Consider the following 18,028-nt stretch of genomic DNA (forward strand, 5'->3'; position numbering starts at 1 on the left):
AAATCCCAACTCAGCCCGCCCAAATTGCTTCTAAAGCGCCTGTATTGACTCTATTCCGGGGGAAAGGTAAAATAAGTTACAATAACGAGGATAGGGAAGAGTAGTCAGATCGTCCGTCAGAGAGCGGGACCGCTGCTATGTCAGCGCTGAGAGGTTCCGCGGGAATGCGCTGCTGCGAGTCGCCCTGGAGTTTCCCGGTTCGAAGCCCGGCATATCCGTCGGGAGCGAGTAGAGCGGGACGGTAGCAACCGTTACTTTGCGTCGAGTGCCGTTACGGTCCCGTTTGATCGGTCCGTACGGAACGAAGGTGGTACCACGGAAGTTAACCTTTCGTCCTTTGCGACGGGAGGTTTTTGTTTTTTTACGATACAGATTCGATAGTCCGCGTTGAGCATGACCTGTATCGTCCCCGCAAAAGCTGCCCGGCGTCTGAGGATGCCGAAGGCTTTTTTGCCCGGACGGCTCGCCGAAGCTGCAAAGCCGACGCGGAGCCGCAAGTTAACCGCGAATCGATGTCTCTATGGAGGTAGTGCCACACATGTCCGAATCCACGAAAAGCCCGAACGTCGAAATGCCGACGACCTACGACCCGACGAGCGCCGAGCGCAAATGGTACGACCATTGGCTGAAGAGCGGGTACTTCCAAGCCGGACGTCGTCCCGACGCTCCCAAATACACCATCGTCATTCCGCCGCCGAACGTCACCGGAATGCTGCATATCGGGCATGCGCTCGATTTTACGCTGCAGGATATTTTGATCCGCTTCAAGCGGATGCAAGGCTTCGACGCCCTCTGGCTGCCGGGCACCGACCATGCCGGTATCGCCACCCAGACGAAGGTGGAGCAGAAGCTCCGCGAAGAAGGCAAGAGCCGCTACGATCTGGGACGCGAAGCGTTCCTGGAGAAGGTGTGGGAGTGGAAAGAGCTGTATGCCGGAACGATCCGCGACCAATGGTCGAAAATGGGGCTCAGCCTCGACTACTCGCGCGAGCGGTTTACGCTGGACGAAGGCTTGTCGAAGGCGGTGCGCGAAGTGTTCGTGCGCCTGTACGACAAAGGGTTGATCTACCGCGGCAAGCGGATTATCAACTGGGACCCGGCGGCGCGCACCGCGCTGTCCGATATCGAGGTCGAGTATAAGGAAGTCAACGGCCATCTGTATCATCTTCGCTACCCGCTCGCCGACGGAAGCGGATCGATCACGGTCGCCACGACGCGGCCGGAGACGATGCTCGGGGATACCGCCGTCGCCGTTCACCCGGAAGACGAGCGCTATAAGCACCTGATCGGCCGCACCATCCTGCTCCCGATCGTAAACCGCGAAATTCCGATTATCGGCGACGAATACGTCGACAAGGAATTCGGCAGCGGCGCGGTCAAGATTACGCCGGCGCACGACCCGAACGACTTCGAGGTCGGCGGAAGGCACGATCTGCCGCAAATTACGGTCATGGACGAAGGCGGCAAGATGAACGAGTTCGCCGGTCCGTACGAAGGCATGGATCGCGCCGAATGCCGCAAGGCGATCGTCAAGGATCTGCAGGAGCAGGGCGTCTGCATCGACATCGAAGACCACGTGCACCAGGTCGGCCATAGCGAGCGCTCCGGCGCCGTCGTCGAGCCGTACTTGTCGACGCAATGGTTCGTCAGCATGAAGCCGCTCGCCGAGAAGGCGATCGCCTCCCAGAAGTCGGGAGAGGGCGTCAACTTCGTGCCGGACAGGTTCGAGAAAATTTATCTGCACTGGATCGAGAACGTACGTGACTGGTGCATTTCCCGTCAGCTCTGGTGGGGACACCGCATTCCGGCCTGGTACCACGAGACGACCGGCGAGATTTACGTCGGCATGGAAGCGCCGGAGGGCGCGGAGCAGCCCGGTTCGCCGTGGAAGCAGGACAACGACGTGCTGGATACATGGTTCAGCTCGGCGCTGTGGCCGTTCTCCACGCTTGGCTGGCCGGAGGAAAGCGAAGATTTCAAGCGCTACTACCCGACCGCCGTACTCGTGACCGGCTACGACATCATCTACTTCTGGGTCGCCCGGATGATTTTCACCGCGCTGGAGTTTACGGATCGCATTCCGTTCAAGGACGTGCTCATTCACGGACTCGTCCGCGACGCCGAAGGCCGCAAAATGTCCAAGTCGCTCGGCAACGGCGTCGATCCGCTCGAGGTCATCGAGAAGTACGGCGCGGACGCGATGCGCTTTATGATTTCCACCGGCAGCACGCCGGGGCAGGACTTGCGCTTCCGCTTCGAGCGGGTCGAGCAGGCGCGCAACTTCGCGAACAAGATCTGGAACGCTTCGCGGTTCGCGCTGATGAACCTGGAAGGCTTCACGAACGACCGGATCGACCTTGGCGGCGAGCTGTCGACGGCGGACCGCTGGATTTTGCACCGGTTCAACGAGACCGCGCGGGACATTACCCGCTTGATGGAAGGCTACGAGTTCGGGGAAACCGGACGTCTGCTGTACAATTTCATCTGGGACGATCTGTGCGATTGGTACATCGAATTTTCCAAGCTTACGCTCTACGGCGAAAATGCAGAGGCCAAGCGCAGCACGCAGTCGGTGCTGGCCTATGTGCTGGATCGCACCTTGCGTCTGCTGCACCCGTTCATGCCGTACTTGTCCGAGGAAATCTGGCAGCATCTGCCGCACGAGCCGGGCGAGACGATCATGCTGGCGGCATGGCCGGAATACCGCCCGGAATTCGAAGCGCCGGGCTCCGTCAAGGAGATGGAGCTGCTGATGGAGGCGATCCGCGCCGTGCGCAACATTCGCGCCGAAGTGAACGTATCGCCGGGCAAGAAGGTCGAGCTGCTGCTGAAGCCGACGGGCGAGGCGGAGGAAGCGATTTTCTCGCGGAACGAGATTTACGTCCAGCGGTTCTGCAATACGTCCGCTTACACGCTCGACCGCGGACTGACGCCTCCGGACAAGGCGATGACGGCGATCGTGACGGGAGCGGAGCTGTACCTGCCGTTGGCCGGACTGATCGACATCGCGCAGGAGATCGCCCGCCTGAACAAGGAGCTCGACAACCTGAACGCGGAAGTGCAGCGCGTCGAGAAGAAGCTGTCCAACGAAGGCTATATCGCCAAAGCGCCGGCGCACGTCGTCGAGCAGGAGCGGGCCAAGGGGCAGGATTATCGCGACAAGCGGGACAAAGTGCTGGCGAGAATCGCGGAGCTGCAAGGATGACGGGAGGCGCAGGGAAACATGACGAATGACATACAGGCCGAGGAGGCCGCCTTCCGCACCGCGAAGGAGGCGATGGCGTGGATTACCGGGCTGACCGCCTTCGGCATCCGGCCGGGACTGGAACGGATCGGGCTGCTGCTGGAACGCTTCGGCCACCCGGAGCGCCGTCTGAAATTCATCCACGTGGCGGGCACGAACGGCAAGGGCTCGGTATGCGCCTACTTGACGAGCGTGCTGCTGAAGAGCGGATACGATGTGGGGACGTTTACGTCCCCGTATCTCACCTCTTACTCCAACCGCCTGCAATATAACGGACAGGACATCGGGGAAGAGGATCTTGTGCGGCTTGCGAACCGGCTGAAGCCGGCGGCGGATGAGCTGGCGGCGACCGAGCTCGGCTCGCCCTCGATGTTCGAGGTGACGACCGCCTTGGCGCTGCTCTACTACGGCACAGTAGCGTTCCCCGACTATGTCGTCTGGGAAACCGGCCTGGGAGGCCGTCTGGACGTGACGAATATCGTCACTCCGGTCGTCAGCGTCATCACGAACGTCGGTCACGATCATATGGACGTGCTCGGTCCGACGCTCGCCGATATCGCCCGGGAGAAGGCGGGCATCGTCAAATCGGGCGTTCCCGTCGTTACGGCGGTCGCCCAGCCGGAAGTCGTGCAGATTGTCGAAGAGACCGCCGGCTTGCGGCAGGCGACCGTGTACAGGGCGGGAGAGCAGTTCTCCTATCAGCCGCTTGCGATAGCCGAGGACGAGCAAAGCTTTTCCTTCCGCAGTCCGTTCCGGGCGATTCCTTCGCTGACGATTACGCTGAACGGGGAGCACCAGCTCGCGAACGCGGCGACGGCGGTGATGACGCTTGAGGTTCTTCGCCAATATTACGCGCTGATCGTCGACGACGAGCATCTTGAGGCGGGGCTGCGGGAGACGAAGTGGCCCGGTCGGCTGGAAATGGTGTCCCGCGACCCGCGGATTCTGATCGACGGAGCGCACAATCCCGAAGGGATGGAGGCGCTGGTCCGGGCATTGCGGAACCTATACGCATACGATCGTTTAAATGTCATGCTGGCGATGATGCCGAATAAGAATCATGAGCATTCGTTGAGGCATATACTACCATTGGTGGATACGCTTGTGGTTACGGAACCCGATTTTCATAAAAAAATGAACGCCTCCGAGCTTGCGGCCGTTGCCCGGCGGGTAGGGGCCGAGCTTGGACGGTCCCCGAACGTGATCGTCGAACCGGATTGGCGGCGCGCGCTGGAATTGCTGTCGGGAGCTTCGTCGTCCGCCGGAGACGGGAATACGCTGAACGTGGTGACCGGTACGCTGTACCTGATCGCGGACGTCCGTTCATGGCTGCTCCAAGGAACGAAATCTGAAAAAGGCTGGTGAAGCGTTGTTGCGGACCGCAGAGCATGTGCATTTTATCGGTATCGGCGGCTACGGCATGAGCGCCATCGCCCGGGTGATGCTGGAGATGGGCTATCAAGTGTCGGGCTCCGATGTGGCGAGCCAGGAGCTGACTGACAAGCTGGCCGCCAAAGGCGCGCAAATCTATATCGGCCATGAACCGGGGAACGTCAGGGGAGCCGACCTCGTCGTCTATTCGACGGCGCTGTCGAGGGACAACGTCGAGCGTCAGGAAGCGGAGCAGCTCAATATTCCCATTCTGCACCGGGCCCAGATGCTGGCCCGTCTTCTCAACGCCCGTACGGGCATTGCGGTTGCGGGCGCCCACGGGAAGACGACCACCTCATCGATGATCGCCCTCGTCATGGAAAACTGCGGTCTCGATCCGACCTATATTATCGGCGGAGAGATCGTGAACGTCGGCACGAACGCGAAAGCGGGCAAGGGCAAGTTCGTCGTGGCGGAGGCGGACGAGAGCGACGGCTCGTTCCTGCAGTACGAGTCGGCAATCGGCATCGTGACGAACATCGAAGCCGATCATTTGGAAAACTACGACGGCGACTTCAATAAGCTGAAGGCCGCTTACGTCTCGTTCCTGCGCAACGTCAAGCCGGACGGCTGCGCGGTCGTCTGCGCGGACGACGAGAATATCCGGGAGCTGCTGCCCCAGGTAAAAGACAGGCACGTGATCACGTACGGAGCGGAAGCGGACGACGCGGAATACCGGGCGACGGACATCGAGCTCGGCGACCGCTGCGTCTCGTTTACCGTCTACCATCGCGACCGGAAGCTGGGCCCCGTATCGCTGTCCGTGCCGGGACGCCATAACGTGTATAACGCTTTGGCTACCGTAATCGTGTGCCTGGAGGCGGGAGCGCCGTTCCCGGCGATCGCGGAAGCGATCCGGGAGTTCCGCGGCGCCAAGCGCCGGTTTCAAGTGCTTGGCGAAGTGAAGGACATGCTGGTCATTGACGACTACGCCCATCACCCGACGGAGATCCAGGCGACAATCCAGGCCGCGAAGGCGACCGGCAAGCGGATTATCGCCGTCTTCCAGCCCCAGCGGTACACGCGGACGTATTTCCTGCTGGACGCGTTCAGCAGGGCGTTCGCGGACGCCGACGAGGTGTTCATTACCGACATCTATTCCCCTGCCGGCGAGCAGCGAATCGAAGGAGTCAATTCGCGCAAGCTGGTCGAGATGATCGCGGAGAACAGCAATTCCAACGTGGCGTACGTTCCGACGAAGGAAGAGGTGCGGGACATTCTCGCCGGGAAGGTCTCGCCGGGCGATCTCGTGCTGACGATGGGGGCCGGCGACATCTGGAAGACGGCCGTCGAGCTGTCCCGTCTGCTCAAGGAACGCGAAACCGAATAATCGACAACCGTCCGGGGACAATGGCTCCCGGGCGGTTTTTTGTTCATATTTCTCTTTTGTCTCTCATATTCTATTTCATAGATTAAAGGGACAAGGAGAGACGCCGCATGCCATCCAATGCCAGAATGACCATCCGTTTCGAGCCGCCGGTCAAGCCCAAATCCAAAGCGGTCGAGACGCCCGCGGCCCGTCGGAACGAGCCGATAGATATTACGCCCCCGAAACAGGAGGAGCCCCCTGCCGCGCCGGCGACTTTCGAAGCGTGGGACAGCCCCTACCAGGACGATATTCGCGCGCTGGAAGAAATCATTCGAAAGCAGGATTCGCAGGAACGGCCGCTGCTGTCGGAGACGTCCTTCGCCTCTCGTCGGAAGCCGAAAAGCGATCGCGGCGGCCTGGAAGACATCACGATGCAGGAATGGCTGAAGGACGGAGGCGGCGAAGCGGCGGATCGGAACAGGGAAAGCTTCGTCGACTCGGGAAAATTCGGCGCCGACAACGGCTGGTACGATTCGATTACGACAACGGAAATCGTCCGGGAGCGCGGGCCGTCGTGGGGAAGAGTCGTCTTGTCCGTTGCCGGCGCCATCGCGACGGGCGTGCTGTTCGGTTATATGGTGCTCGGCCTGTTCACGGGCGAACCGCTGTTTCCCGGCCAGACGGCCGCCGAATCGCCGGCGCGGGCGGTGCAGGCCTCCGCAGGGTCGGACGGAGCCGAACCGGCCGGCGCCGACGGCGCGAAGGCCGGGGAAACGCCCGCGGCCGCGAAGACGAGCAGCGGCGAGGGTGCCTTGCCGACGACGGCCGAAGTTGCGGCGAACCGGTTTTACCTGCTGCAATACGGCGTGTTCCGCAGCGAGGAGAGCATGGAGGTCGCCGTAAGCCAGCTTAAGGATAAAGGGTACTCCTGGGGAACGGAGACGAACGAAGGCTACCGCGTATACGCGGCGGCTACGATGACGAAGGAGGAGGCCGAGCTGCTGGCCTCGCAGATGGCCGGGCTGGAAGTGTATATCAAACCGGTCGATGGACCGGCGCTGCAAGTCGGCCAGGGAAGGCTGACGAGCGAAGCGGCGGAGCTGGTCGAGGCGTCGGCGGGGATGATTCGCCAGCTTGTCGAGGTGTCGGGAGCCGGCCTGCAGGAGCGGCAGCCCGCCGCGCTCGGCGACAAGCGGCTCGCCGACTGGCAGGCGGCGCAGGAGCGTTGGCGGAAGGCGTCCGCCGGCGAAGCGACATTTGGAGGCGACGCCGCGAACGAAGCGGGAGCCATTGCGCAAGCCTTGAAAGCCGGAGAGACGGCGATGGCCGAGTATGTGCGCGAGCCTTCCCGGAAGCAGCTGTGGAACATGCAGACGGCGGCGATGACCGCGCTGCTCGCGGACCATCGTCTGCGCGCGCTGCTGCAGCAGGGAGAGTAGCGCGCCCGGACTGAAACCGCGCGGGCAGGCGTGCGCAGGTCCCCTGTTCCAGGACAACCTTCAGTCGATCGGGGGCGGCACAGGGACTTTAGAACGGGACAGCCTGCATCGCTGAGGCTGTCTTTCGTTTTATCCGTTGTGCGAGTTGTCCGGGGGACGTATAATGGAAGGACGGGTGTCAAAAAATGGTGGGAGACGGGGAAAAATGAAGAAAAACGGATGGATTCTGCTGCTGTTTCTCTTTCTCGGACTGCTGGCCGGCGCATTGCTCGCCAATTGGCTGAAAGAGGTTCCGGGGCTCTCGTTTTTGACGCGCGCGCTGGAGGTGAGTTGGTCGCCGGCCGCGGATTTGGCGGTGATCCGATTCAACCTGAATCTGGAAATCCGGCTCACCTTGCTTAGCGTAATCGGAGCGGCGGTCGCGATCTGGCTGTACCGCAAAATGTAATTCGAAAGGAAGCTGAAAGGAATGTCCTCCGTGACGCGCGCCAGAACTTCTCTCGTGTTGGCTTCTTCCTCTCCGCGCAGGCAGGAATTGATCTCGTTGCTCGGCTTGCCTGTGCGGATCATTCCGAGCGGAGCGGACGAACGCACGCCGGCGGAGTGGTCTCCAAGCAGGATCGTCGAGGAGCTGAGCAGGCGCAAAGCGCTCGCGGTCGAAAAAGAGCTAACCGAAGCGGCGGATGAATCGTCTATTATCGTGGGCAGCGACACGATCGTCGTGCTGAACGGTCAGATTATGGGAAAACCTAGAGACAGGCAAGACGCCGAACGCATGCTTCGGCAGCTCGCCGGCAACGTTCACGAGGTGTACACCGGCGTGTCCTGCGTGCGGCTCTCCGACGGCAGGACGGCGACATCCCACCGGGTAACGAAGGTCCGGATGAGGCCGCTGTCCGCGGAGCAAATCTCCCGTTACGTCGCAACGGGCGAGCCGATGGATAAGGCGGGAGCGTACGGCATTCAAGAGATCGGCTCCGTGCTCGTCGAGTCGATCGAAGGCGACTATTTCAACGTCGTCGGCTTGCCGGTGTCCCTCCTCGCCGTGCTGCTGGAGCAATTCGAGATTACGATTCCTTGAATGACGAAGCCAATTCCGCGGCCGACGCGGCATAACGAAAGCGGGTTATCCCATGGAACAAAGATCGTTTCGCCTGAGAGACCTTCCCTCCGGAGAACGTCCGAGGGAGCGGATGCAGCGGCACGGCGCGGAGGCGTTAAGCCATGCCGAGCTGCTGGCGATTCTGCTGCGGACGGGAACCTCGAACGAGTCCGCCGTGCATCTGGCCCAGCGCATTCTGAACGAAAGCGGCGGGCTGCGCAAGCTGGCGGAGAGCGGCTGGGAGGATTTGGTCCACATCCGCGGAATCGGCCCGGCCAAAGCGCTGCAGCTGCAGGCTTCCATCGAGCTCGGCCGGAGGGTCGCCCGCTCGAAGCTCCCGGAGACGGTCAAGATCACCTGCCCGCAGGACGCCGCCGATCTGCTCATGGAGGAAATGCGGCATTATCGGGAGGAGCATTTCGTCTGCTTGTTTCTGAACACGAAAAATCACGTCATCGGCCGTCAGACGTTATCGATCGGCAGCCTGAACGCGTCCATCGTTCATCCGAGAGAAGTGTTCAAGGCGGCCATCAGGCGCAGCAGCGCATCGATCCTTTGCGCGCACAATCACCCCAGCGGCGATCCGACGCCGAGCGCGGAAGACCTTCAATTGACGAAGCGGCTGGCGGAAGCGGGCCAATTGCTGGGCATCGAGCTTCTCGACCATTTGGTAATCGGTGACAGCCGCTTTATTAGTTTGAAGGAGATGGGCTGCATATAATATAATAAGAAAGATTGTCCCGACGACTGGAACGCAGCCCGAATTAAAGCGTCAACTTAGCAGTCGCGGTCATAGCAGGAGGTAGCAGAATGGTTGGAGGATTTACGCGGGATCTGGGCATCGATCTTGGAACCGCAAATACGCTGGTGTATATAAAGGGCAAAGGAATAGTAGTCAGGGAGCCGTCCGTGGTTGCTCTGCGTACCGATACAAAGAGAATCGAAGCGGTAGGCTCCGACGCGAAGAAAATGATCGGACGCACGCCCGGCAATATCGTGGCCATTCGTCCGATGAAGGACGGAGTCATCGCGGATTTCGAGACGACGGCGACGATGATCAAGTATTTCATCCGCAAGGCGCAGAAGCCGCGCGCGATGTTCCCGCGCCATCCCGACGTGATGGTATGCGTTCCTTCCGGCATTACGGCCGTGGAGAAGCGCGCGGTGGAAGACGCCACGAAGCAGGCCGGAGCCCGAGAGGCCCATATTATCGAAGAGCCCTTCGCCGCGGCGATCGGCGCGGACTTGCCGGTATGGGAGCCGACCGGAAGCATGGTCGTCGACATCGGCGGCGGCACGACGGAAGTGGCCGTCATCTCGCTCGGCGGCATCGTCACGAGCAAGTCGATCCGCATTGCGGGCGACGAGATGGACGACGCGATCATCGCGTATATCAAGCGCCTGTACAATCTGATGATCGGCGAGAGAACGTCCGAACAGCTCAAGATGGAGATCGGCTCCGCCATGCCGCTTGACAAGGTCGAATCGATCGAAATTCGCGGCCGCGACCTCGTGTCGGGACTGCCGAAGACGCTTGCGATCACTTCGGACGAGATCACGGAAGCGTTGTCCGACACGGTCAACTCGATCATCGAGGCGGTCAAGGCAACGCTGGAGAAGTGTCCTCCGGAGCTGTCCGCGGATATTATGGACCGCGGCATCGTATTGACCGGCGGCGGAGCGCTGCTTCGCAATTTGGACAAGATGCTCGCCCGCGAGACGGGCATGCCCGTTCTGGTGGCCGAAAATCCCCTCGACTGCGTGGCGATCGGAACCGGACGCGCGCTCGAGAACATCCATCTGTTCCGGTCCAAGGGCGGAGGGTCCCGGTCCGGCCGCTAAATTCACAGGACGGGAAAGCAGGTGAGCGCGATCTTTCGCTTGATGCGCAATAAGCGTTTGTTTATTCTCATGATCGGGCTGATCGTGTTTATCGCCCTCATGGGATTTACGTTAGGCCGGACCCGGCTGACCTGGCCGGAGAAATTCGTCAACGACGCTTTCGGGGCTGTGCAAGGAGTGCTCTACCGGCCGGTCGGGGCGGTCGCGGATTTCTTCCACGACCTCGGCCGGCTTTCCGATGTCTACAAGGAGAACGAGCAATTCCGCCAGACGGTCGCCCAGTATACCCAGGACCAAATCAGGTTCAATATGCTCGAAGCCAGAAACAAGGAGCTGGAGGAGCTGCTTGGCTTCACGGAGCGCCAGAAGAACATGGACAACTACCGCTATCTGGCCGCTCAAGTCGTCGGCAGCACCTCCAATCCGTACGAGAAGACGATTACGGTCAACCTTGGCAGCAAAAACGGGATCAAGCCGGATATGGCCGTTCGCACGTCCGACGGGCTGGTCGGGCTGGTCAGCAAAGTTAAAAATTTTACGTCCACCGTAACGTTGATCACGAACCTGGACCCGAGCTCGTCCAAAGGCACTCCCGTATCCGCGACCTTTTTAAGCAAGCCGGACTCTTTCGGAATTATCGAATACGACGAAGAAACCAAAACGCTGCTCATGTCCAAAATCGAGGAAAAAGACAAGCCCGCGGACGGCGACACGGTCATTACCTCCGGGTTGGGCAGCTTGTTCCCCAAAGGGATCATTATCGGCACGGTCAGAACGAGCCAGGTCGGCGATTTCGGATTGACGTATACCGCGGCGATCGAGCCGGCGGCCAAGTTCGAGCATCTCAGAGACGTGTTCATCATCGTTGTGCCAGAGGTGGATGAGCCGTGACCATGCGCATCAACTGGGCGATTCTGCTCGGGCTTGTACTCGTGATCGCGGAGAACGCGATCGTGCCCTGGCTGATTCCGCCGGGCTGGAGCGACAGGCTGCTGCCCCATCTGACGTTCATTCTTACGATCTTCGTGGCCGGCTATGCGGGACGTCATCCCGCGTTCCTGTTCGGTCTCGGCTTCGGACTTCTTCAGGACATGTTATCCTACGGGCATCTGATCGGGCCTTACGGCTTCGGAATGGGATTGATCGGATACCTTGCAGGCCTGCTGTCGGAGTACAAGAGCTATACGATCAGCCTGTTCTCGTGGGCCGTTCTTGTCTTCGGAGCGCTGCTCGATTCCATCGTGTACTCGATCTACAACCTGTTCCGGCTGACCGAATTGCCGTTCGCGCACGTGTTTTATTGGCAGGTGGCGCCGACCGCGCTCCTGCAGCTTCTGATCGCGCTGCTGCTGTACGTTCCGGTACGCCGCTACTTGGTCAAGGCTTCGCTGTCTCCGGGAGAAGACAATCCGGAATAGGACGTTGTTTACCCGGCAGGCAGGAATTCCGCTTCGCGAAGCCGAATTTCAATAGCGTAGGGAGGAGCGGGCATCGTGACGGGCAAATCTATCATTACGATTAAGGGCGTCAAGGAAGGATTGGTCTTCCTGCTGGACGACCGGTGCGATTTCGTCGAGCTGCTGGACGAATTAAACGCGAAATTGGATAAGCACGGCCAACAGTTCAACGGGCCTATCGTGCATATTTTCATAAAGCTTGGAGCAAGGCAACTAAGCGAAGAGGACAAGGAGCGGATCAAAGCGGTTTTCCGCAAGCAAGGCAATCTGCTCATTCAATCGATCGAGAGCGATTCGCCGGAGGTCGATCCGGCCGAGAAGCCGGTCCCGTTGCTGCACACGATGACCGGCATGGTCAGATCCGGCCAGACGGTCGAATACGACGGGCATCTGCTTCTGATCGGCGACGTCAATCCGGGCGGCACGATTCGCTGCAGCGGGGACGTGTACGTGCTGGGCGCGCTCAGAGGAACCGTGCACGCGGGAACCCTGGGCAACGAGGAGGCGATCATCGCCGCTTCGCTCATGAGACCGACCCAGCTGCGCATCGCCGACGTGATCAGCCGGCCTCCGGACGAATGGACGTCCTCGGAGCCGTGGATGGAGTATGCGTTTCTGCGCGAAGGAACGATGTCCATCGACAAGCTGACCAGCCTCGGGCGCCAGCGCAAAGAAGTTATGCTGTTCAAAGGAGTGTAGAGATCATGGGAGAAGCGATCGTTGTCACATCGGGCAAAGGCGGAGTCGGCAAAACGACGACGTCGGCGAATCTGGGCACCGCCCTGGCGATTATGGGCCAGAAGGTGTGCATGTTGGATACCGACATCGGGCTGCGCAATCTGGACGTGGTCATGGGGCTCGAAAATCGGATCGTATACGATCTGATCGACGTGGCCGAGGGGCGCTGCCGGGTCAATCAGGCATTGATCAAGGACAAGCGCTTCGATGAGCTGTATATGCTTCCCGCGGCGCAGACGAAGGACAAGAACGACATTTCTCCGGAGCAGGTTCGGCAGATCGTCGAGAGTCTGAAGCCGGATTTCGACTACATTATTATCGATTGCCCCGCCGGTATCGAGCAGGGCTTTCGCAACGCCATCGCGGGCGCATCTCAGGCGATCGTCGTGACGACGCCGGAGAATGCCGCCGTCCGCGATGCGGATCGCGTCATCGGCTTGCTGGAGAAGAGCAATTTTCCTTCTCCGAAGCTGGTCATCAATCGCATTCGCCCGGGGCTCGTTCGCAGCGGGGATATGCTTGAGGTGAACGACATCTGCCAAGTGCTCGCGATCGATCTGCTGGGCATCGTGCCGGACGACGAGACGGTCATCAAGGCGGCGCATTCCGGGGAACCTACCGTATTAAACGCGAATTCCCGCGCGGCGATCGCTTATCGCAACATCGCCAGACGCATTTTGGGAGAAACGGTCCCCCTGTCTCATCTGGACGAGAAGTCGGGCGTATTCAGCAAAGTAAAGAAGTTTCTTGGAATGGGATGATCGGGCTTGCTTAACCGATTGAAAAAAATGGACTGGATGATGCTGGCGATTCTCATGGCGTTCATGGGGATCAGTTTTTTTACCATCCGCAGCGCGACCTATAACAATCCGCTCCCGGCTTATCAGAATCTCGACATTCAGACGCTGGTTTTCTACGCTGCAGGGTTTGTCGTCATCGTGCTGTCCACCTTGGTCGACTATCGGCTGATCCTGAAGACGTGGTATGTCTGGTATGCGATCGGAATTGTCATGCTCCTGCTGATCTTCGTGCTGGTAGAGCCGAAGAACGGCGCGCGCAGCTGGTTCGAGTTCGGCTCGTTCTCGTTTCAGCCGGCGGAGATCATGAAGCTGTTCCTCATTATCGGGATTGCGGCCATCATGGGAAGACGGCAGGGCGATCCTCTAAGAATGCGGACCGACGTCATGACTGTCGCGGCATTCTCCTTCGTTCCCTTTCTGCTCGTTATGCTCCAGCCGGATCTGGGCAATGCGATCATCTACATTTTCATCGTGCTCGGCATGCTCTGGATCGGCAACGTTCGATATTCCTACGTCATGATCGGACTGATGGTCGTAGTGGGCGGCCTGGTGCTGTTCGTTACGCTGTTCAATTCCTATAATACCGAGATCGAATCTTATTTGAACGACCGCAAGCTGGGGCACTGGTACGAGAGAATCAATACGTACATCCATCCGGAGGAGGCGTCGGCCGACGCCAGGCGCCAGTCCGAATACGCGATGATCGCGATCGGGTCCGGAGGGCTGGCCGGAGACGGCTACCTGCAAGGCGAATCCAAAAATCGCAAATTCATCCCGTATACCTATTCGGATTCCATCTTCGTCGTCATCGGCGAGGAGTTCGGCTTTCAAGGCTCGGCGCTGCTGCTGCTGCTCTACTTCCTGTTCATCTACCGGATGATCTTGATCGCGTACCAGTGTTACGACCGACGAGGGTCGTTCGTCATTATCGGCATCGCGACGATGCTGGTGTTCCAGATTTTCCAGAACATCGGAATGATGCTCGGCATTATGCCGATTACGGGCATTACGCTGCCGTTCGTCAGCTATGGCGGCACGTCGCTGCTGCTGAACATGCTGTCGATCGGACTCGTCTTCAGCATCAAGGCGCATCAAGAGAAGTTTCCGTTGGATCAGTAACGAAATATCGGAACAGACCGGCCGAAGCGGGCCGTTCTCCCGTCATCCGAAGATGGCGGCGGGGACGGCCCGCTTCTTCGGCGTTCGCGCACCTCCGCCAGGTCTATTCCCCCCTTGTCCGCCATAAGGTAATAAAAGAAAGAGGACAAGGGAGGGGCTGGCGATGCAGATACGGGATAATGTGCGCGAGCGAAGACGGGAGAGGATTGCCCAACTGGTGGAACGGCAGACGGACCAGAAACGGCAATCCGCGCCGGCCGCTCCGCCTCGCGAAGAGACGGGACCGGAGCCGGTTCCGATTCCGCCGAACTTCTCGCGGCCGGCGGACAAGGGAGAGTCGTATGCGCCGCCTGCGTTCGAGCCCGCGAATTCCGAGCCGGAAAGGGAGCTTCTCCGTCGGAAGATGACGTTGTCCGACCCGGATCCGGAGCTCTGGTGGAGAGAACGGGAGAAACGGCTGAAGACGGGACAAGCTCCGGGATGGCAAGGCCTTAAGGGCATTCCACCGACCTCGGCTTCCGGGGGCGGAGGTTCTTCCGAAGAGCCTCGTTCGGGACGTTTCCTGCGCGGAGTCGGCATTCGGCTTGTCGTCTCGGCACTCGCTCTCGGCGGCTTCTGGGGCTGGATGAAGCTGGAGCTGCCCGGCAGCGCGCAAGCCAAAGACTGGATGGTCAGCTCGGTTACGCGGGATATGGATTTCCGCGCGATCGAGGTGTGGTACGGAGACACGTTCGGCGGCTCGCCTACGTTCTTGCCGTTCGGCCGCGGGGAGCCGAAGACGCTGGAGGCGTCCGCGCTGCTGGACCCGTCGATCACCTCGGCGCCGATCCGGGGGACGATCGTGGAGACTTACGCCGAGAACGGCCAGGGCGTGCGGGTAGCCGCTGCGGGGAACGGAGAGGTGTATGCCGTCTTTACCGGCAAAGTGCAGCAGGTGACGCGCGATTCGTCGGGCGGCGTTACGATACTCGTTCAGCATCAGAATCGCGTATTGACGGTATACGGCGGTCTGGCGTCCGCGGACGTCAAGCCGAACGATTGGGTGGAAACGGGACAAACGATAGGCCGGCTCGATCCCGCCGCGGACGGACAGTCCGGAGCGGAGCTCTATTTTGCGGTGCAGCACGACGGGAACGTACTCGATCCGGCGGAAGTGGTTACCTTTGATTAAATGGAAAGGGATCGCCTTCAGGCTCCATCCGCTGTTCGTGCTGATCATGATCGGCTCGGTCGCGACCGGACGCTTCGCCGAGCTTCTTGCCTTGTTTTTTATCGTCTTGTGGCACGAGCTGGGGCACCTGCTGACGGCGCTGCGCTTCGGCTGGAAGGTGAAAGAGGTCAAGCTGCTGCCGTTCGGAGGCGTGGTCGAGGTCGAGGACGCGGGCTCGGTACCCGTTCGCGAGGAGCTGTGGGTGGCGTTCGCCGGACCGGCCCAGAACGTCGTGCTGGCGGCGATCGGCATGCTGCTGGCCTACGTCGGCTGGATCGACAAAGCCTGGTCGGACGATTTTGCGCGTGCCAACGCGCTGATCGCCCTTTTTAATTTGCTGCCGATTCTGCCGCTGGACGGCGGGCGGATGCTGCAATCGTGGCTCAGCCTGAAGCTGCCGTATCATCGAACGCTGATGTGGAGCGTGAAGATCAGCATGGCCTTCAGCGCGCTGATGGTCGCGGCGTCGCTCTATCCGCTCGCTCGCGGCGGATTGCTTCATCTGAATCTGCTGGCCGTAGGCCTTTTTCTCTGCGTGTCGAACTGGACTTATTTCCGCAACGTTCCGTTTGTTTTTTTGCGTTTTCTCGTGCATCGCAGCGAGAGAGCCGAGCAGCATTTTGACCGGGGGAAGCTGTCCATGCCGATCGTCATCTCCGAGAACCGCCCGCTTACCCGTATTCTGAAGCTGTATATGAAAGAACAGTACCATCTGGTGTATGTGATGAAGCAGGGAAAAATCGTCGGTGTCGTTCCGGAGAAGGCGATTATCGACGGTTTTCTGGGGCGATTGACATCCGGGCATGCGGACTTGAAGTTTTTCATGTAAAATGAAAGGAGTGAAAATAAGCGGATCGAGATAAAGGGTTCCATTAGGGAGGTTGGCATGAAGCAGCTGTTTATCCATTGTTCGAATCAGGTGACTCAGTCGGCGCTGCTCGAGGACGGCATTCTGACGGAATTCGCCGTGGAGCGGACGGAAGGCGCCTCGCTGATCGGCAATCTGTACAAAGGGCGGGTCGTTAACGTCCTGCCCGGCATGCAGGCGGCTTTCGTCGATATCGGCTTGTCCAAAAACGCCTTCCTCTACGTGGACGACGTTCTGCACCCTCACCTGGACAAGCAGCCGAAGGAGAAGCCCTCGATCGACGAGCTGCTGAAGCCGGGAGACGAACTGCTCGTCCAGGTCATGAAGGAGCCGCTCGGAGGCAAGGGCGCCCGGGTGACGACCCATTATTCGATTCCCGGAAGATGGCTGGTTTACATGCCGGATGCGGATTACATAGGCATATCCAAGAAAATCGAGCAGGAGCAGGAACGAAGCCGGCTCAAGAGCTTGGCAGAAGCCGTTCGGGAAAATACGGAAGGCATGATCCTCCGGACGAACGCGGAAGGCGAGAGCCGGGAGGCGCTCGAGGAAGATTTGAACGGCCTGCGGCGAGTCTGGCGAAGCATCGTCGAGCGCAGCAAGCATGCGAGAGCGCCGTTCGAGCTGCACAGGGATACGGGGCTTGTGGGCCGGATGGTCAGAGACGTGATCACTCCGGATACCGAGTTGCTGATCGTCGACGACGAGGCGAGGGCCGAGGAAGCCAAGTCGTATTTGCGGCAGACCGCCCCGGCGCTCGAGGAACGGGTTCAGCTGTATCGGGAAGCGAGGCCGCTGTTCGAGAAGTTCGGCATCAAGGAGCAGCTCGACAAGGCTTTTCAGCCGCGGGTATGGCTGCCGAGCGGCGGTTATCTGGTCTGGGAGCAGACGGAGGCGCTCACGGTAATCGACGTCAACACGGGCAAATATACCGGATCGATCGATCTCGAGGAAACGGTATTCCAGACGAACGGGGAGGCGGCGGACGAGGTGGCGCGACTTCTCCGGCTGCGCGACGTCGGCGGCATCATCATCATCGATTTTATCGATATGGAGACCGAGGAGCACCGTCATCAGATCGCGCATCGGCTGGAGACGGGCATCAAGCGCGACCGCACGAAGTGCCAGGTCGTCGGCTGGACGCGGCTCGGGCTGATGGAGCTGACGCGCAAGAAGGCGCGGGAGAACGCGATGAACTACTTCTACGAGCCTTGCGCGGCCTGCAAGGGCAGCGGGAAGATTTATATTCGGTGAGCGGGCGCGGGTCGATGTTCTAAGAAATCGGTTATCGTGGCGTGAAAGGGCGAGAATGGCGGGTCGGTGTTCTAAGAAATCGGTTATCGTGGCGTGAAAGGGCGAGAATGGCGGGTCGGTGTTCTAAGGAATCGGTTATCGTGGCGTGAAAAGGTGCGGATGGTGGGTCGATGTTCTAAGGAATCGGCTATCGTGGCGTGAAATGGCGAGAATAA

The 18,028-nt window shown here is 59.9% G+C and carries 16 protein-coding genes; all 16 read left to right on the top strand.

Annotated features, from left to right (window positions below; all coding sequences use genetic code 11):
• Positions 1–538 precede the first annotated feature (538 nt).
• Positions 539–3,205 (top strand): valine--tRNA ligase, encoded by a 2,667-nt coding sequence (locus ACFFT4_RS29810; protein WP_378052770.1) that lies wholly within the window; start codon positions 539–541, stop codon positions 3,203–3,205.
• 18 nt (positions 3,206–3,223) lie between these two features.
• Positions 3,224–4,609, top strand: coding sequence for a bifunctional folylpolyglutamate synthase/dihydrofolate synthase (locus ACFFT4_RS29815; protein ID WP_378052771.1), 1,386 nt, complete (start codon positions 3,224–3,226; stop codon positions 4,607–4,609).
• Positions 4,610–4,616: 7 nt separating this feature from the next.
• Entirely contained in the window at positions 4,617–6,005 is a 1,389-nt protein-coding gene (gene murC, locus ACFFT4_RS29820; RefSeq protein WP_378052833.1) for a UDP-N-acetylmuramate--L-alanine ligase, read from the top strand.
• A gap of 107 nt (positions 6,006–6,112) precedes the next feature.
• Positions 6,113–7,423 (top strand): SPOR domain-containing protein, encoded by a 1,311-nt coding sequence (locus tag ACFFT4_RS29825; RefSeq protein ID WP_378052772.1) that lies wholly within the window; start codon positions 6,113–6,115, stop codon positions 7,421–7,423.
• 205 nt (positions 7,424–7,628) lie between these two features.
• Positions 7,629–7,871, top strand: a complete 243-nt coding sequence (locus ACFFT4_RS29830) for a DUF4321 domain-containing protein (RefSeq protein ID WP_378052773.1) — start codon at positions 7,629–7,631, stop codon at positions 7,869–7,871.
• Between the two features lie 21 nt (positions 7,872–7,892).
• Positions 7,893–8,504, top strand: a complete 612-nt coding sequence (locus ACFFT4_RS29835; protein WP_378052774.1) for a Maf family protein — start codon at positions 7,893–7,895, stop codon at positions 8,502–8,504.
• A 52-nt stretch (positions 8,505–8,556) separates the two neighbouring features.
• Entirely contained in the window at positions 8,557–9,246 is a 690-nt protein-coding gene (gene radC, locus ACFFT4_RS29840) for a RadC family protein (RefSeq protein ID WP_378052775.1), read from the top strand.
• Between the two features lie 89 nt (positions 9,247–9,335).
• Positions 9,336–10,367, top strand: coding sequence for a rod shape-determining protein (locus ACFFT4_RS29845; protein ID WP_378052776.1), 1,032 nt, complete (start codon positions 9,336–9,338; stop codon positions 10,365–10,367).
• Positions 10,368–10,388: 21 nt separating this feature from the next.
• Positions 10,389–11,258 (top strand): rod shape-determining protein MreC, encoded by an 870-nt coding sequence (gene mreC, locus ACFFT4_RS29850; RefSeq protein ID WP_378052777.1) that lies wholly within the window; start codon positions 10,389–10,391, stop codon positions 11,256–11,258.
• A gap of 2 nt (positions 11,259–11,260) precedes the next feature.
• Positions 11,261–11,785 carry a rod shape-determining protein MreD gene (gene mreD, locus ACFFT4_RS29855; RefSeq protein ID WP_378052834.1) on the top strand — a complete coding sequence of 175 codons (525 nt, stop codon included), beginning with the start codon at positions 11,261–11,263 and terminating at the stop codon, positions 11,783–11,785.
• 75 nt (positions 11,786–11,860) lie between these two features.
• Positions 11,861–12,523: a septum site-determining protein MinC gene (minC, locus tag ACFFT4_RS29860; RefSeq protein WP_378052778.1), complete on the top strand. Its 663-nt coding sequence runs from the start codon at positions 11,861–11,863 to the stop codon at positions 12,521–12,523.
• Positions 12,524–12,528: 5 nt separating this feature from the next.
• Entirely contained in the window at positions 12,529–13,323 is a 795-nt protein-coding gene (gene minD / locus ACFFT4_RS29865) for a septum site-determining protein MinD (RefSeq protein WP_378052779.1), read from the top strand.
• Between the two features lie 6 nt (positions 13,324–13,329).
• The gene (locus ACFFT4_RS29870; RefSeq protein ID WP_378052780.1) at positions 13,330–14,481 is read left to right on the top strand and encodes an FtsW/RodA/SpoVE family cell cycle protein; all 1,152 of its coding nucleotides are present in this window, start codon (positions 13,330–13,332) and stop codon (positions 14,479–14,481) included.
• A 163-nt stretch (positions 14,482–14,644) separates the two neighbouring features.
• Positions 14,645–15,652, top strand: a complete 1,008-nt coding sequence (locus ACFFT4_RS29875; protein WP_378052781.1) for a peptidoglycan DD-metalloendopeptidase family protein — start codon at positions 14,645–14,647, stop codon at positions 15,650–15,652.
• Positions 15,645–16,520, top strand: a complete 876-nt coding sequence (locus ACFFT4_RS29880) for a M50 family metallopeptidase (RefSeq protein ID WP_378052782.1) — start codon at positions 15,645–15,647, stop codon at positions 16,518–16,520. Before ACFFT4_RS29875 ends, ACFFT4_RS29880 begins: the two co-directional genes overlap by 8 nt.
• Positions 16,521–16,577: 57 nt before the next feature.
• Entirely contained in the window at positions 16,578–17,813 is a 1,236-nt protein-coding gene (locus tag ACFFT4_RS29885; protein ID WP_378052783.1) for an Rne/Rng family ribonuclease, read from the top strand.
• The last annotated feature ends 215 nt before the right edge of the window (positions 17,814–18,028 follow it).

The organism is Cohnella cellulosilytica (assembly GCF_042431195.1).
Classification (GTDB): Bacteria; Bacillota; Bacilli; order Paenibacillales; family Paenibacillaceae; genus Cohnella; species Cohnella cellulosilytica.

Bases quoted from the DNA above. Each gene is read 5' to 3' on its own strand.
- ACFFT4_RS29885 (WP_378052783.1), top strand. From the start codon at position 16,578: ATGAAGCAGCTGTTTATCCATTGTTCGAATCAGGTGACTCAGTCGGCG.
- minD (WP_378052779.1), top strand. From the start codon at position 12,529: ATGGGAGAAGCGATCGTTGTCACATCGGGCAAAGGCGGAGTCGGCAAA.
- ACFFT4_RS29825 (WP_378052772.1), top strand. From the start codon at position 6,113: ATGCCATCCAATGCCAGAATGACCATCCGTTTCGAGCCGCCGGTCAAG.
- mreD (WP_378052834.1), top strand. From the start codon at position 11,261: ATGCGCATCAACTGGGCGATTCTGCTCGGGCTTGTACTCGTGATCGCG.
- ACFFT4_RS29810 (WP_378052770.1), top strand. From the start codon at position 539: ATGTCCGAATCCACGAAAAGCCCGAACGTCGAAATGCCGACGACCTAC.
- ACFFT4_RS29815 (WP_378052771.1), top strand. From the start codon at position 3,224: ATGACGAATGACATACAGGCCGAGGAGGCCGCCTTCCGCACCGCGAAG.
- radC (WP_378052775.1), top strand. From the start codon at position 8,557: ATGGAACAAAGATCGTTTCGCCTGAGAGACCTTCCCTCCGGAGAACGT.
- ACFFT4_RS29845 (WP_378052776.1), top strand. From the start codon at position 9,336: ATGGTTGGAGGATTTACGCGGGATCTGGGCATCGATCTTGGAACCGCA.
- ACFFT4_RS29835 (WP_378052774.1), top strand. From the start codon at position 7,893: ATGTCCTCCGTGACGCGCGCCAGAACTTCTCTCGTGTTGGCTTCTTCC.
- ACFFT4_RS29830 (WP_378052773.1), top strand. From the start codon at position 7,629: ATGAAGAAAAACGGATGGATTCTGCTGCTGTTTCTCTTTCTCGGACTG.
- ACFFT4_RS29875 (WP_378052781.1), top strand. From the start codon at position 14,645: ATGCAGATACGGGATAATGTGCGCGAGCGAAGACGGGAGAGGATTGCC.